This window comes from Nitrospira calida, assembly GCF_976986435.1.
The window spans coordinates 2,462,322-2,476,720 of record NZ_OZ335950.1; the positions used below are offsets into that span (position 1 = coordinate 2,462,322).

The 14,399-nt window shown below is 67.0% G+C and carries 21 protein-coding genes; 1 reads left to right on the forward strand and 20 read right to left on the reverse strand.

Annotated features, from left to right (window positions below; genetic code table 11):
* Position 1 precedes the first annotated feature (1 nt).
* From ACWHTU_RS12125 to ACWHTU_RS12150, 6 genes are all read right to left on the reverse strand, one after another.
* Positions 2-925 carry an AbiTii domain-containing protein gene (locus ACWHTU_RS12125; RefSeq protein ID WP_447859625.1) on the reverse strand — a complete coding sequence of 308 codons (924 nt, stop codon included), beginning with the start codon at positions 923-925 and terminating at the stop codon, positions 2-4.
* A 243-nt stretch (positions 926-1,168) separates the two neighbouring features.
* Positions 1,169-2,104: an integron integrase gene (locus ACWHTU_RS12130; protein ID WP_447859626.1), complete on the reverse strand. Its 936-nt coding sequence runs from the start codon at positions 2,102-2,104 to the stop codon at positions 1,169-1,171.
* Between the two features lie 169 nt (positions 2,105-2,273).
* The gene (locus ACWHTU_RS12135; RefSeq protein ID WP_447859627.1) at positions 2,274-2,474 is read right to left on the reverse strand and encodes a hypothetical protein; all 201 of its coding nucleotides are present in this window, start codon (positions 2,472-2,474) and stop codon (positions 2,274-2,276) included.
* The gene (locus ACWHTU_RS12140; RefSeq protein ID WP_447859629.1) at positions 2,465-2,836 is read right to left on the reverse strand and encodes a TSCPD domain-containing protein; all 372 of its coding nucleotides are present in this window, start codon (positions 2,834-2,836) and stop codon (positions 2,465-2,467) included. The genes ACWHTU_RS12135 and ACWHTU_RS12140 overlap by 10 nt, the downstream gene beginning before the upstream one ends.
* Positions 2,721-4,673, reverse strand: coding sequence for an adenosylcobalamin-dependent ribonucleoside-diphosphate reductase (locus ACWHTU_RS12145; protein WP_447859630.1), 1,953 nt, complete (start codon positions 4,671-4,673; stop codon positions 2,721-2,723). Before ACWHTU_RS12145 ends, ACWHTU_RS12140 begins: the two co-directional genes overlap by 116 nt.
* Positions 4,670-5,122 carry a hypothetical protein gene (locus tag ACWHTU_RS12150; protein ID WP_447859631.1) on the reverse strand — a complete coding sequence of 151 codons (453 nt, stop codon included), beginning with the start codon at positions 5,120-5,122 and terminating at the stop codon, positions 4,670-4,672. The genes ACWHTU_RS12145 and ACWHTU_RS12150 overlap by 4 nt, the downstream gene beginning before the upstream one ends.
* Positions 5,123-5,378: 256 nt before the next feature.
* Here ACWHTU_RS12150 and ACWHTU_RS12155 point away from each other — a divergent pair, with 256 nt between their 5' ends.
* Positions 5,379-5,642, forward strand: coding sequence for a hypothetical protein (locus tag ACWHTU_RS12155; protein ID WP_447859632.1), 264 nt, complete (start codon positions 5,379-5,381; stop codon positions 5,640-5,642).
* 386 nt (positions 5,643-6,028) lie between these two features.
* Here ACWHTU_RS12155 and ACWHTU_RS12160 read toward each other — a convergent pair whose 3' ends face one another.
* From ACWHTU_RS12160 to ACWHTU_RS12225, 14 genes are all read right to left on the reverse strand, one after another.
* Positions 6,029-6,268, reverse strand: coding sequence for a hypothetical protein (locus ACWHTU_RS12160; RefSeq protein WP_447859633.1), 240 nt, complete (start codon positions 6,266-6,268; stop codon positions 6,029-6,031).
* A complete protein-coding gene (locus tag ACWHTU_RS12165; protein ID WP_447859634.1) occupies positions 6,253-6,441 on the reverse strand; it encodes a hypothetical protein in 189 nt (62 codons plus the stop codon). Before ACWHTU_RS12165 ends, ACWHTU_RS12160 begins: the two co-directional genes overlap by 16 nt.
* 257 nt (positions 6,442-6,698) lie before the next feature.
* Positions 6,699-7,031: a hypothetical protein gene (locus tag ACWHTU_RS12170; protein WP_447859635.1), complete on the reverse strand. Its 333-nt coding sequence runs from the start codon at positions 7,029-7,031 to the stop codon at positions 6,699-6,701.
* Positions 7,032-7,346: 315 nt separating this feature from the next.
* Entirely contained in the window at positions 7,347-8,153 is an 807-nt protein-coding gene (locus ACWHTU_RS12175) for a hypothetical protein (protein ID WP_447859636.1), read from the reverse strand.
* Positions 8,154-8,219: 66 nt separating this feature from the next.
* Positions 8,220-9,344: a toprim domain-containing protein gene (locus tag ACWHTU_RS12180; protein ID WP_447859637.1), complete on the reverse strand. Its 1,125-nt coding sequence runs from the start codon at positions 9,342-9,344 to the stop codon at positions 8,220-8,222.
* Positions 9,341-10,303 carry a hypothetical protein gene (locus ACWHTU_RS12185; RefSeq protein WP_447859638.1) on the reverse strand — a complete coding sequence of 321 codons (963 nt, stop codon included), beginning with the start codon at positions 10,301-10,303 and terminating at the stop codon, positions 9,341-9,343. The genes ACWHTU_RS12180 and ACWHTU_RS12185 overlap by 4 nt, the downstream gene beginning before the upstream one ends.
* The gene (locus tag ACWHTU_RS12190; protein WP_447859639.1) at positions 10,300-10,548 is read right to left on the reverse strand and encodes a hypothetical protein; all 249 of its coding nucleotides are present in this window, start codon (positions 10,546-10,548) and stop codon (positions 10,300-10,302) included. Before ACWHTU_RS12190 ends, ACWHTU_RS12185 begins: the two co-directional genes overlap by 4 nt.
* Entirely contained in the window at positions 10,548-10,874 is a 327-nt protein-coding gene (locus tag ACWHTU_RS12195) for a hypothetical protein (RefSeq protein WP_447859640.1), read from the reverse strand. Before ACWHTU_RS12195 ends, ACWHTU_RS12190 begins: the two co-directional genes overlap by 1 nt.
* A complete protein-coding gene (locus tag ACWHTU_RS12200; RefSeq protein ID WP_447859641.1) occupies positions 10,861-11,046 on the reverse strand; it encodes a DUF2997 domain-containing protein in 186 nt (61 codons plus the stop codon). The genes ACWHTU_RS12195 and ACWHTU_RS12200 overlap by 14 nt, the downstream gene beginning before the upstream one ends.
* Positions 11,043-11,501: a hypothetical protein gene (locus tag ACWHTU_RS12205; RefSeq protein WP_447859642.1), complete on the reverse strand. Its 459-nt coding sequence runs from the start codon at positions 11,499-11,501 to the stop codon at positions 11,043-11,045. Before ACWHTU_RS12205 ends, ACWHTU_RS12200 begins: the two co-directional genes overlap by 4 nt.
* A 15-nt stretch (positions 11,502-11,516) precedes the next feature.
* Positions 11,517-11,747 (reverse strand): hypothetical protein, encoded by a 231-nt coding sequence (locus ACWHTU_RS12210; protein WP_447859643.1) that lies wholly within the window; start codon positions 11,745-11,747, stop codon positions 11,517-11,519.
* Between the two features lie 225 nt (positions 11,748-11,972).
* Positions 11,973-12,260: a hypothetical protein gene (locus tag ACWHTU_RS12215; RefSeq protein ID WP_447859644.1), complete on the reverse strand. Its 288-nt coding sequence runs from the start codon at positions 12,258-12,260 to the stop codon at positions 11,973-11,975.
* Between the two features lie 141 nt (positions 12,261-12,401).
* A complete protein-coding gene (locus tag ACWHTU_RS12220) occupies positions 12,402-13,907 on the reverse strand; it encodes an AAA family ATPase (protein WP_447859645.1) in 1,506 nt (501 codons plus the stop codon).
* Entirely contained in the window at positions 13,904-14,137 is a 234-nt protein-coding gene (locus ACWHTU_RS12225) for a hypothetical protein (RefSeq protein ID WP_447859646.1), read from the reverse strand. Before ACWHTU_RS12225 ends, ACWHTU_RS12220 begins: the two co-directional genes overlap by 4 nt.
* Positions 14,138-14,399 lie beyond the last annotated feature (262 nt).

Genomic DNA, 14,399 nt, shown 5'->3' on the forward strand with positions numbered 1-14,399 from the left:
ATCACTTCAGGCCGTAATACTTCAGTACCGCTTCTTTTATAACGTCCGTTGCCATGGAAACCCCCACTTTCCACGTTCCGTTCGCAGCCTTCTTGAGGTTCTCAAGCAGCCATGTCTTGGCCCGCGGTCCGAATGGCTCTTCTTTGCTCTCGGGTTTCTCGCTTTCAACTATCTTCGCTAATTCCCTAGCGTCGGATTCGGATATTCCCGCTCGCGCGAGATTTTCGACCAACGCTCGTGCGTCGCCCTTCCCAACCGCAACATTGATGTGCGCGCCATCTCCTGTCGCGGAGATCGTCGTCACATTCCCGTAGATTATCTGTTGAGAAATCTGATTTGCGACAGCGGAATTCTGGCTCGATCCGGAAGTTTTCTTACCGATGTCGATCGCGGCAGCCTCCGGGACGGATTTTTCAAGCGCGATCGTAAGTTCAAGGAGTCGACTGCGGACGGCATGTCTAATCTCTGCCAATGCCGCACGCGATACCGTTCCTGAGATCGAATTGCATGCGTAGTCTTCGTACACTTTGCCTTGAAGCAAGAGAATGAGGTTGGCGGCATTGATTGTGAAGGAGCCTCCATCTTTCGCTGAAGCTAAGAGAGCGTCCACTGCGGCAATGCTTTGACGCATTTCATGGCGGGTCCACTTCTCGCCAGCAAACTTCTCGATCAAATACGGTGGTATAGGCGCGTTTCTTATGCCGGAGCCAAACGGGCCGGAGAAGGTCCCCGTATAACTGACCGGGATGATTCGGTAGTCCGGTAGGGGAGAATCAGGTGGATAGCCCTCGGATTCGTGCTTGACCCAATCCGCGAGAGGTTGGCTGCCTAAACGAGCGGCCAATAGTCGAACCTTCAAGAGAATCGGCCCTAGATTGGAGTTTTCCTCAAGAACCGCCGCTTGGATGTCGTCGAGAAGTCCCATCTACTGCGCTCCCCGTGCGCGTTGTTCGCTACCGTGCCCCATGAGGACGCCTAACTACTAAGTCTGCTGCAGGCTACCCGCGCAGCATAGCCCGGTTGCCTCAGCGATTCTTGGACGACGAATCTACCACTAAATCAATCACTAATAAAGATTTCAACCTACTTCACCCACCGGGATAGACTGCGAAACCTGCAGTCTATCCGGCGATCAGCCCGCAGTATATCCCGGACCGATCAATTGGAATCAGAGGCGGTCTGCGGGGCTGTCTACGCCATGCCCGCCTCGATTGAGGACATGCGTATAGATCATGGTCGTACTGACGTCCTTATGCCCGAGGAGTTCTTGGATCGTCCGGATATCATAGCGGTCCTCAAGTAAATGGGTGGCAAAGGAATGCCTAAAGGTGTGGCAACTGGCCGGTTTGGCGATCCCGGCTTCCCGAACAGCTTCTTTGACCGCCCGCTGCAAGACGGATTCGTGGAGATGGTGCCGTTTCTGCTCACCGGATTGCCGATCCTGGTAGAGCTTCGACGCAGGGAAGACCCATTGCCAACCCCACTCCTTCGCCGCATTCGGATACTTTCGTGTTAACGCATGAGGGAGGGAGACGCCGTCATAGCCCTTGCCGATATCCGCTTCGTGCTGCTGTTTCACCTGATCGAGATGACGGCGAAGGGGTTCCTTGACGGCTGCAGGCAGCATCGTGACACGGTCTTTGTCGCCTTTGCCGGCGCGCACGCGAATCTCGTTGCGGGTGAAGTCGATATCCTTGACTCTGAGACGCAGGCATTCCATCAGCCGGAGCCCAGCGCCGTACAGCAACATGGCCATGATCCATTCCGTGCCGCGAAGACGAGCGAGAATCAATCTCACTTCTTCCTTCGCGAGGACGACCGGCAACCTTTTCGGTCTCTTGGCCCGCACCACGCCATCGACGTACCCGACCTCCTTGCCGAGCACATCTCGGAACAGGAAGAGAATTGCGTTCAAGGCCTGGTTCTGCGTGGAGGCGCTGACGCGACGGTCGCTCGCGAGGCTGCTGAGAAAATGCCCGATGCCCTCCTCGTGTATCGCCGAGGGATCGTGATGTCGATGGAATAACAGAAAGCGCCTGATCCAGCCGACATAGGTTTTCTCGGTTCTGTGGCTGTAATGCCGGGCACGAATGGCCGAACGCACCCGGTCTAGCAGCTCTGGCCGTGGAGCCGCTGCTAGCGGCGGGAGCGCGCCGCCACGCAGCTCAGACTGATCTGACTCCGCCGCGGCCCGAAACACAAAAGGGGCGGCGGGATCGTCTCCCGCCACCCCTCGCGTCCCACGCGATGTCCCCTCGCGGACGCGGCAGACGTTAGCCCACCACGCCCGCCAGCACCGCGCCGGCCGCCGCCAGGCCGGCCAGCACGCCGGCCCCGAGCCACCGCAGCCGGCGTCTCACACCCGTCCGGCGCGCGAGCACGTACTCGCGTCGCGTCATCCCGGGATGCTCGGGATGCCGCAGCCGGCTCACGGCATAGACCGCGACGAGATCGTGTCGGCGATCTAGTCGCATCGGCTCCACCCGCAGGAGAGGCACTTCAGGCACCCCTCCTGGTACACCACCGCCGCCGCGCACTTCGGGCACGCGCCGGCTCCCGCCTGGACGCCCTCGCGCTGGAGCAGGCGGAAGGCTCGGAGGATCGCCGCCGGAATGGTCGAGACCGACCCGTACTTCCGGTTTGCGCCTTCGAGCTGCTTGAGAAGCTTCTCCAGCGGCACGCCCCATTGGAGCGCGATCGAGAAGATCCGGGCGAACGCCTCATAGACCTCCTCGTGCTTGGCCTCCTCGGGGGTCGTGGCGAAGACCTCCACGGGCCGCCCGTCGGCATAGCCGATATGCACGTAGATCCCGCCGTCCGGCGTGTCCACGCGCACCCGCCGGGCCTCCAGCACCGCCGGCAGCACCATCGGCTGATCCGGCTCGGCCGGCCGGCCTCGGCGGCGGACAGCCGGCCGCTGTGCCGGCGTTGAGCACCTGATCCCGCCGGGAGCCGTCCCGGTAGACCGTGATGCCCTTGCAGCCCAGCTCCCACGCGAGCCGATAGGCCCGCGCCACGTCCTCGACCGTGGCCGACGCGGGTAGATTGATGGTCTTGGAGACGGCGCTGTCCACATGCCGCTGCACCGCCGCCTGCATGCGGACGTGCCACTCCGGCGCGATGTCGTGCGCGGTGGCGAAGACCCGCTGCCAGCGCTCCGGCACCTGGGCCAGCCCCCGGCACGAGCCGTGATTGGCCACGATCGCCTCCCGCAGGCCGTCCGACCACCAGCCTTCCTGGCGCGCCACCCGCTCGAACGGCTCACAGACGTAGGGAATGCGCTTACCGTCGAGTACGCGTTTCTCCCACGCGAGCGCGAATTCCGGCTCGATGCCGGAGCTCGTATGGGCGATCATCGCCGTCGTGCCCGTCGGCGCCACGGTCAGCACGAAGCTGTTGCGGACCTTGCGGCCCTCCGCTTCGTGTCGGCTCCCGGACCAGGCCGGATAGACCCCGCGCTCCGCTGCGAGTGCCGCTGAGGCTTCCCAGGCCCAGCCGGCGATCCGCTTCATGAGCTGATCGACCACGCGAATGGCCTCGTCACTGTCGTAGGCCAGTCGCTCGGCCATGAGCACCCGGGCGAGGCCCATGACGCCCAAGCCGATCTGCCGGGTCTTCCTGGTCATCTCGTTGATCTGCGGCAGCGGATGGTCCGCCGCGTCGATCACATTGTCCAGGAAGCGCACGCCGAGCCGGATCGTCTCTTTGAGACGCTCCTCGTCGAGCCCCATTCGCCCGTTCCGCTCGACCAGATGGGCCTCGAGATTCACGTGCCCCAGCGTGCAGGCGTCCCAGGGCAAGAGTGGCTTCTCGCCGCAGGGATTCGTCGCCTCGATCCGCCCGAGATGCGGGATCGGGTTGTCGGCGTTCGCCCGGTCGATGAAGAACAGCCCGGGCTCGCCGTTCCGCCACGCGTGCCGGACGAGCTCGTCCCAGATCTGCCGGGCGCGCAGCGTCCGCACCGCCTGGCCCGTGCGGGGATTGACGAGCGGCCAGTCGGCGTCCCGCTCCACCGCCTGCATGAAGGCCTCCGTGCAGGCAATGGATATATTGAAATTCCGGATCTGGCCGTCCTCCGCCTTGCAACGGATAAAGTCCAGAATGTCCGGATGGTCGCAGCTGAGGATCCCCATGTTCGCGCCACGGCGGGTGCCGCCCTGGCGGACCTGTTCGGTGGCCGTGTCGATGATCTTCATGAAGGAGACCGGGCCGGAGGCCACGCCGCCGGACGAGCGCACGCGGTCCCCCTTCGGCCGCAACCGGCTAAAGGAGAATCCCGTGCCGCCCCCGCTCTTGTGAATGAGCAGGGCCGCCCGGATCGCCTCCCCGATCCCGTCCATCGAGTCCGGGACGGGAACGACGAAACAGGCGCTGTACTGTTTCATCGCGTCGGGCCGGCCGGCGTTGGTGAGCGTCGGCGTATTCGGCCAGAAGCGGTTCTCCCTCATCAGCCGCGCCCATTGCGCGGCGACGGCCTCGATCTGCTCCGCGCCGCCGCCGTAGAGCCGCTCGCTCTCGGCGATGCCGCGGGCGACGCGGCTGATCATCTCCTCCGGCGTCTCGACGATCTCGCCCGTGTCGGGATCCTTGGCGAGATAGCGCTCCCGGAGCACCGTGAGCGCTTGCGGCGTCGGCCAGGACGCCGCTATGACAACTCTGTCCGTTCCTGTCATCGCTGTCCTCCTATAAGAACATGCTTCGATTCTGATTCTCCGGCGGCGTTCACCACCGCCAGGAGCGTCGCCTCCGCCGCGTCCCAGGCGAACACGTCCCGCCACGTCCAGGCCGCGTCGAGCGTGCCGAGCGTCTCCTGCACGCGCGTCCAGCGTGGATCTGCCGGCGTGAGCCCGCTCGTGGCCGCCGCGACACGCCGCCACGCGGCACGCCACTCATGCGCGCCATCGAGCCCGTGTCGGCGTACTGCCCAGGCCGCGACCAGCCGGCCGTCCGGCTCGCGCCGAGCGGCCGATACGAGCTGGCTCGGCCGTATCCGACGGCCATCCGGCAGCCGGACCGGCCGGTCGTCTCCCGCCCGGATCGCCCGGCGGATCGGCTCCAGATGCGGCACCTCCGCCGAGAGCAGCGGGCTCTCCGGTGAGGGCCGCCAGACGATCGTCTCCATGGTCTCCTCCTTCAGGACGACTTCCTCCCCGCGCGCGCCGTGGCTCCCGGCGGGCCATGCGGCCCATTGGCCCAGCTCGCTTGAACAGGCGGGACTCTGCTACAATAGTCCCCCTGTTCACGAAGGAGGTGCGTTGGTGATCAGCTACAACTTTCCTAAAAAAAGAGGGATCTCTCAGGCGCCCTTCTGGGGGCAGGGCCGAAAGATCCCTCTTCGCGGGCGCTCAGGATCGCGCAGCTTTCCGCTATGAACTACTATGAAATACAACCTCAAGCATTTCTTCTACGAAGAGCTGTACGAGCTGATTAACAGCAGCGACGCTCTGCGTGACGAAATCTGGGCCCTGTGCTCGACGGTCGATTACGTCCTGCTCGAATCCCCCCGAGACCAAGCCCTCGTGCGCCTTGGCGTGATCGAGCGACATCTCGGAGAGACCGAGCAGACGCAACGCCTCAGGGCCTTAGCCGTTGCTTTATGGCCACCGCCAGCTCCTGCGGGGCCCAGTCGTCCTGAGGCATGACCACGAAGCGGTCATACCTCGATCGGATCCATTTCACTGCGTCTTGTTTTTTAAGATCCTCTAGCGTGCTGAGTACTCCGGCATGAGCTAGGGTGCACAGGCTGACCGGACACTTTTCCATGTGCAGTGACACAAGCACTGCCCGTCGTCTGGCCTCTATTTGCACACCAACTTTTGTTTCCATCGCTGCCTCCCCGCCACTCCGGCGCGCACGCCTCCCTGCCTGCTTGCGCGGCAGGGAGCCGGAATGGTTCTGGTTCTGGTTCATGATGACGGGCGCCGTGCGCGGGGCGCCCGCTGATTACCGCGGCAGTTTTCCTAAAAAAAAGAGGGATCTCCCAGGCACCCTTCTGGGGATGCACCGAAAGATCCCTCTGTGGGGGGGGTCACGACGGTAGCCCTACTCGGGCGTAGGGCTGCCGTCGTGGGGCCACGCGTACCGACAGCGGCTCGATCAGAGCCGCGTCGGCGACGCATACGACCTGAGAGGGATCGATGGCCCTCCCCTGGGCCCAGGCCCAGAGGAGGGCCACATCGACCGCCTCCCAGTCGGACTCGACGACGGCCAGCCGTTCAGACTCATGGCCGTCGTCGGTGACGACGATATGGTCTATTTCGTAGACCATATCGCCCGCTTCCGCGCTTCGCTGAAGCACGCACGGCGGAGCGCGTCCGCCGTGCGGGGGAGCGACTCCCCCCGTAGCCACCCGTAGCGGATGGCCGCGAGGGCGAATCCTCTTTTGAGTTTTTTGGTGGTCAGCGGAATCCGCTGGCCAGCACACATGACTGTTGGTATCATGTTTTTCTCCTAAGACAAACAGGGTAACTGGGAGGAATCCGAGGATTCCTCCCGGTTACCCTGAATCAAGACCTCCTGGAGCGGGTTCCCGCGCCAGGAGGTCGGGTGTGGGTGTTTGTGCAGGGGCGGGCGGACGGAACGCATCCGCTCGCCCCTGTGCGTCATGAGCGCGACCCGCTCATGGACGCCAGCCTGGTTGAGTCCGAGACCCCAGGCTCGGGTCCCATCCGGCGAGTCGCGCCGGAGCCACGGTGGCCTTAGACCACCGAGGGGTGCCAGGTCACTAGCACCGCCTCGAGGTCCTCGAGGGTGACTTGAACGTCACCCTGCGCTCCAGCCCCACGCACCCCGCCCTTTGGACGGATGGCCAGGCCAACGCCTTGGCCCGTCCAAAAGGCTTTCTCCTGTGGCGGGAGGGACGGGCACAGATCCCGCAGGACCTTGTCCGTCACCGGATGCCCGCAGAGATTGCGGGTCACCCGCCCCAGGAGAGTGGGGAGCGCGTCGTGGCTCACCGGCTGGAGTTCCAGCCGACCAGCCACGAAGGCCGGAGCAACCACCGTGGACAGAAGCGTCAGTGCTTCTGTCACGGGGGCTCCTTTCAGGTCCACGACGCACCTCAGCCTCTCAAGCGCGCAAGAGAGGCAGAGCATGGACCAGGTATGATCAGGCGCCGGTGCGCACAGCGCCATGATTGATAGTGAGAGGCCCTCCCCGCGTCTGAGAGGCGGGGGGGAGAGAAGGGTTCGAGACCGTGCCGGTCTCTACAAACGAAAGAACTCTGTTTCTGTATTACCCGCCGCGCTGAGCGGCCGGGGGCCGAGCCGGAGGCGCCGCGCAAAAAAAGAGGGGGCGCCAGGAGCCCTGACGGGCTCACTGACGACCCCCCCCTCTCTCTGCAGGGTCTACCAGGGCAGCGCCAGCTGGTCGGCCGGCTCCGGCTCCAGCTCCGGCCGCGTTCCCTGGTCGGCCTCCGGCGGACCGGCAGCCGGCTCCAGGCTCCACTCGAAGTGGAGCTGGTCCGGCTCTTGCTCCGGCCGACGTGCCAGCGCCCGGATGAGCCGGACGGCTCGCGCCTCGATGTTCCAGGCCGTGCCCAGTGCCACCCGAGCGGCTTGGGCAGCCTGCCGGAAGGTCGCGGGCGCGAGCCCGGCCAGCAGCCGACCCCACCGCCGGCCCAGGACCACGCGGTCCGGCCCGGCGGTGTCGGTCAACACCCGGCACACCAGGCGGCGCAGCCTGCGCGGACTCACCGGCCTCCGCCGATGGACCGCCGACCCGCCCGCGCCGATCCGCTCCGCGAGCACCGCCGCCCCAGCGCCCTCATCGGACAGGGTGGCGAGCCAGGACCGGGGATGGCCCTCCGGATCCTCCCCGTCCACCGGATGGATCAGCGGGTCAGCGTAGCCGTCCGCCCGCGCCCGAGCCAGGGCTGCCTCCACGCAGGCTTGCTCGGAGGCTTCCGGCCCGAGCGCGAGCACCGCCTCGGCCCAGTACTGCCGGGCATCCTCCGGCTCCAAAGCCGGAAGCCACCGGCGAAGGCGGGTGACGGGATCCATGGACCGCTGCTCCAGCTGCTTCAGCCTAAGCGAACAACCAGCTATCCGCCCAGGCGAGATGGCGGTCCAGGATTGATTCTCCGCCGTACCAGCCGCAGTTCCAGCAGCGCCGGCAGGGGATGACCTGCCAACGCCGCTGGTCTTTCCCCTCAAGGACGGCCTGGACTAGCCAGCCCGTACATCGGGGGCATTGCGGATTTCCTTCCATGTGACCTCCTCTCAGATGAACTGCTCGACCAGCAGCGGCACCCGCCGCCGGCCGATGGATGACTCGGGTTCGCGCGGCCCGGCTGCCCGGTCCGCCCGGAGTGCCTCGAGGAGCTTGTGCGTGTCCTTGAGGCCCCGCTCGGCGTAGGCCGCCTCCCGGTCGCGGGAGACCGTCACGCCGAGCGGCGCGAGGAGCGCCACCGCCTCCTCCGCCGCCTTCCGGCCCGCCTGGTCGGCGTCCAGCGCGAGCTGGACAGTCCGGATGGGCCGCCCCGCCCGCGCCGCGCGCTGGAGCAGTGCCGGCAACAACCGCACGTTGCCGACGCCGTTGAGCGCCACGAGCGAGGCCCGCTCCTCCGGCCAGATCGTGAGGATCGCGAGAGCATCGAGGATGCTCTCGGTGATCACGATCCTGTCCGGCCGCTCGCGCCAGTGCACCCACAGCTCCTTGGGGCCGTAGGTCCGGGCCCGCCAGAGCCGGTCGGCTTCGCCCTGGGAGTCGAGCAGGCGGCACTCGACCGCCCAGTAGGTCGACGCCCGCGGCAGCGGGATGGCCAGATACGGTCGCGCCCGCCCGCCCGCCTCGAGCTCGACATACACCGCGCCGATGTCCGGCACGATGGCGAGCCCGAGCCGGGCCCAGTACTGGCGAATCCGCTCGGCCCGCTCAGGCGTCATGGCCCGCCGGGCCTGCTCGTAGAGCTGGCGGGCCTGAGCCTTTTGGGCCGACCGCCGGGGATCCGGCGCGGCCGGTGTGGCTGGCCGCACCGGGGGTTCTGAACCCTTCCGCTCCCGCGGCTCACCGGTCTCCACGCCGGTGAGCCGCCGGATGGCGTCGGTCCGTGAACACCCATCCAGCCGTTGGACGGCCTGGATGGACGTGCCGGATTCTCCGCGGGCATGGTCCGTCCAGTACCAGACCTGCCCGCGACGGTAGACCCCCAGGGAGGGGTGGCGGTCCACCCGCCACGGCACGCGGAAGGTGGCCTTCTCCCCATCCGGCCGCTTCCACACGGGCCGGTACCCGCGGTCTTCCAGCAGCCTGACCAGATCGACCGCCGCGGCCTCCGCCGCGAGACGGTCCCAGTCCCGGTCCGGCGCCGGGGCGGCGCGACTGGGGGCGGCGCCGCCCGTCACGGCGCCTCTTCCTCCGCCCAGTCGTAGCGGCGGCGCGGCGGCGCGACGAGCAGCTCGTCGAGCTGGGCCGTGATCCCGTCGAGGCCCGCCTGGACGGCCTGCCGGAGCGCCTCGTCCGTCCGCAGCTCCGGCAGCTCCACGCCGGCCAGGAGCGCGCGCGCCTGGCCCACGAGCGCCGCCAGATCGGCGTCGCCCGCCACGGCGTTGCGCGCACCGAAGGTATCCAGGAACTCCAGGAGCCCCTGAACACTGCTGGCGCGCAGCGTCCGGCGTGCGCCCGTCACGGGATCGGGCGCCAGCCGGTCACGCAGGTGCGTGACCAGGCCCGCGAAGGCCTCCCGGAGATGCCGGCGCATCTCCTGGATGGCCTCGCCCAGCTGGGCCTGGCCCTCAGCCATGGCCCGCCGCCGGGCGCGCTCCGAGCAATGCTGGAGCACGCCCGGCAGGTCGAAGGTGAGGTATTGAACCCTCACCCCGAAGAGCCCTGCCAGGGCTTCCACCGGCGGATAGTCGGCGGGATCGAACAGCGGCCCCAGCCGCGCTCGCGCCCGCTCGACCATCGCCGGATAGGCGGCAATGAACGCCTCCACCGCTGCCTGGCGGGCCGCCTGAAAGGCTTCCAGCCGGTCCTCGACCTCGTCGAGGAGCGCGACGGGAATGACCGCCGCGCCCTTGAAGTAGGCCGAGATGGGCAAGCCCAGCTTGCCCACTTCGGCCCGGAGGCGGTGGTCACAGCGGACGATGGCCCGATACTCCGGGCCGTCCAGAATGGCCTTGGAGACCCGGACCATCTCCGGGTCCGCCCCGTCCGGCGCGTGCCCGGTGACGATCCGGCGGATCCCCATCCGCCGGGTCTCGATGACCAACGCCACCGCCTGCTTCCACAGGTCGGCGGCGGTGGTGGTTCCTGCTGCCGGTTCTCCGACTGAGACCGGCGTTTCTTGGAGATGTTGGATCATGACGAGCCTCCCATTTCGCGCATCAGCCGGTCCGCCACGGCGGACGGCGAACTTTCTGCCTCGATCTTGCGCTGGATCTCCTCCAGCCCTTGGACAATAGTGCGCAAGACCTGGGCGATGTCATGGACTGGGCGCTCGAAATAGAGCGCCCAGCCACTAATGGCTCTCAGGAGGACCTTCTCCTCGAGCGGGAGGGCGCCCCAGCTCGAGGGAAGGTCTTCATCACGAAGCTTGATCAGGTGCATCAACCCTCCTTGCCCCCGTCCCGCACCTGAGCGCGGGCGAGGGCGATAGTGTGTGGGCCGCGCCGGAGTGCCTCCTCGAGCCAGATCCGCTCGAGCTCCAGCGCCTCCTGGCGCGTGGTGAACGGCCCCAACACCGGCCCGTTGACCGGCGAGAGATCCGCCTGCCAGCCGCGCATCTCCCCGTCCACCAGGACGGGTTCGACGTGGCTGGCGCGGGCGACCGCGACCCGGCCGAGCGCCGCGAGGACCGGCGCGAGCCGGTCCTCGTGGATCGCTACCGCCGTGCCGTCCGGCCAGATGACCAGCTCTCTGTCAATGTCTGACATGACTGGTCTCCTGCCGGAAGTATTCCGGCGTCTTGCGGTCCGCTGTCACCCGGCCCAAGGCCTGCTCGATGGCCTTGGTCAGGTCGGCGCAGGCCGGGCCGGCGCAGCCGGCGACTTTGACCTCCACCTCGCCTTCGGGCGAGATGGCGATCTCGATGGTCGGCTCGCTCATCGCCCGCCTCCTCGTGGGAGCAGGCGGAGGACGACGGCCCCGTCCGCTCTGCGGGTCTCGCCCAGCACGCGGTGTCCCGCGCGCCAGGCGGCCCGCTTGGCAGCCTCCAGGGCATAGGCCTGCTTGAGCCGGCCGGCGCGCTCGCCGACCTTCTCTTGCAAGCCAAAGCCGCCCTGCCAGAAATCCCAGAGCAGGGCGTACCCTGGTCTCCCATCCCGGCGTTTGACCACGCCGATTTCGTAGGCCTGGTTGTTTCCGGGCACACGAATCGCGTGGTCACAGCGGCCGAGGTCTTCGCGGGTGAAACCCGCAGGGAGCGGGTAATCACCCACGTGCCGGCCATACCACTTGTACGTGGTCTGGCCGCGGACCAACTCGAGCCCCAGCGACCTGGCCGCGGCGTCCAGCGCGTCCAGGTCACGGATTTCTATTTCGATGGTTGCGACATGACTCATCGATCCATCTCCTTTTCAGCAAACCGCCGCCGTTGGCCGGACGCCCGTTTCCGGCCGGCAGTACCGCAGGTACCGCTCGTACTTCCGGCACGGCCGGCAGACCTTGACCCCGACCTCGGCGTTGGGGTCGTTTTCTGCGCCCGCCACGTGCAGCACGCACCGGCAGTCCCTCCTCGGTAGGAGAAACGTGCCGGGAAAAATCGCCGCCAGGCGGCGGCGGATCTCAACAGGATTGATTCTGCTCATGACATCCTCCTTTCGACAGACTGCGCCATGGCATGCGCGCGCAGCCGGTTAGGTCTCCGATTAGGTTTATGGTGTGTTCGCAAACGGTCCTCACGCCGCGACGCGTCTGCCGCGTCGTAGCGCGGTCAATCAGAGATTGCAGGGATTGGTGAGGAAACCAGCCGCGGCACCGCGATCCGCCGAGGAGCTCGGGACTTCGCGGCAGCGGCGAGCTTGGGGAGGGTCTTACTTGAGGACTTTGATGAGGATCGTGGTGGCGATAGCTAGCGCGGCCAGATTCGCGCCGATGATGGTCAGCGCCGTGCTCCGCATCTTGTCAAGCAGATCGGCTCGCAGCTGTTCCATCGCCGCCTTGACAGCGCTGATTTCCGCGCGCAGATCGGCTTTCGTCGCCATGTCCGTCAACGGCGGCGATGTCAGCTGTACCACCGCATCAACGATCGTCTTCGCGGTGGACTCATCGAACTTCGCGCGCAGCGTGGTGTAGGCTTGCAAAGTGTCCATGCTCGCCATTGTAGGCCGTTCCTCCTTTCGTGTAAAGGCTTGTGGTCCCGTGAAGGGCCGCCGTTCCCGTGGTCAGCGGCTTATCTTGTTCTGTTCGTTGGAAATGACCGGCGGAAGGCGAATCGCTCCGCCTCCCGCCGCTCGGGCAGCCTAGTCAAGCACCAGGGTCCGGCTCCGCGCCGGCACCCCGTCCGCGGCCACAGCGGCCTCGGGCAGCCGATACACACCGGCGTAGGACGCCGACAAGTACCGGCCCGCCGCTTGCCGGCGCAGCTCGTCGATCGTCTCCGGGGCCGCTTGCGCGACGGGGACGATATAGCGAGCCGCCTCCCGGAGCGGGATCTGCAGCTGCCAGGCGAGCTGACAGCAGGTTTCAATCTCCGCTCCAGTCCAGGCGGCATCGGCCGGTCCCGGATCATCCTCCGGCAACTCATACCGCGAGCGGTAGAGCTGCCAGATCGCCCGCCGCTCGGCCGCGTCCGGGAGGTCGAAAAAGACCGTCCCGAATTTGAACCGGCGGCGGAGTTCCGGCGGCAGACTCGCCACCTTGTTGCAGGTGGCGAGCCAGAGCACCCGCCCGTCCGACAACGCGTCGATCACGGCGAGCGCCTGCCGGATGCGGTGTTCGGACTCGCCAACTAGCGAGCCCTTCACCGCCCCCAGGTCCAGCCGGACCGTCGGCACGCCGCCTTCCCGGCCCGCCGCTTTCGCGACGGCGGACTTGGCCGTGCCCGGCGGCCCCACGAAGATCATTCCGGAGGCGCCCCTGTCCTGCATGTATGACAGGAGCGCCCCCAGGATGTCCTGGGAGACACCGGAGGAGTCCCCGATCGGCCCAGACGCCCCGGCCAGCGCCTTCTCGATTTCATCAAGAAACACAAGGGCCTGGGGCGCCTGCCGGCCAGCCAGGATCCGCCGCAGCAGCTGCTTGATCTGGGCCAGGCCACCCAAATCATCCAGCCGCTCCTTCCCGGTCCAGATGGTCAGCCCAGGGGTCTGGTTGACCATCTGGATCTTCCTCTCCCAGAGCGCCTCCAGGTTCAGGCCGCTCCGGGAGAGCGAGAGCGCCACGGCCTGCTCGGCCGCAAAGGCGGAGAGGCCGCGCAACGCCTGCCCGGCCTTGGCCAGCAGCGCGTCCTCCGGCGCCGCGAGTCCGGCCGCCGCGTGCTGCTCCGCCACGATGCCCTGAAGCGCCGCCGTGTCCGGCAGCGGGTCTTCCAGGACCAGCACGTCGTGTTGCAGTTCCGCCGGTGGCCGGAGGGACGGCGCCAGCAGGATGAGCATCCGGCCGTCTTGTTTGAAGCGGTCTCTCAGGTTGGAAACCGCTTGGACGACCGCCGCCTGCTCCAACACCCGATGGGCGTTGAGCAGGAACGCCGCCCCGCCCGTCGGCAGCTTCGCCAGCGCGGTCAGCGCGGCCACCGGCTCCACGGTGGCCTCCGGCGGCAGGTCGCCCAGCATGGCGGCCAAGGCCTCCGCCGCCGGGCGATTCAACGCGCTGAGACCCCGCACGAGATCCCAACGGAACACCGGCCGAGCCTGGCCGTTCGCCAGGCCCTCGGCGAGCTGCGCCACCAGCGCGTGCTGGTCCGCGGTGGCGATGGCCACCAGCGGGACCGACACGCGCCGAGCTTGGGAGAGCTGAGCAATTTTCATCGCCAGCCTCCCATGGCCAGGGCCGTGATGGCCATCATGCCAACGAACGACATGATGGCCGCCACGATGAGAAGCGCCCCCATCAGGCGGTTCTCCCCCCGCCAGAGGGCGGTCAGGCTCGCCTCGGGCCGCCAGCCGCGGAGACGGCGCAGGCGGCGATAATACCGCCCGCGCTCGATTGCCCTCGTGACCAGAATCACGAGGGCGATAACAATGAGGAACTCGATCATAGAACCCTCCTTTCCCCTTCGCCACTCCATGCCGCGCGTTCATCGCCGCCGCGCGCACCTGCCGCGCGGGCAGACGACGGCCTGACGGACGGAGCCGAAGGGATTGTTGGTTGGTTGGTCGCAGGGACGGAGGGCGGCCGGCATCCAGCCGGTCCCTCCCGGGACTTCGGCGGCCGGAGTGGCACCCGCCGCCTACGGTGAGCCGAGATACGGCTCTGGTGAGATTCCTTGTTCTGGTATTACCAAGACGGCTTGACAGGGA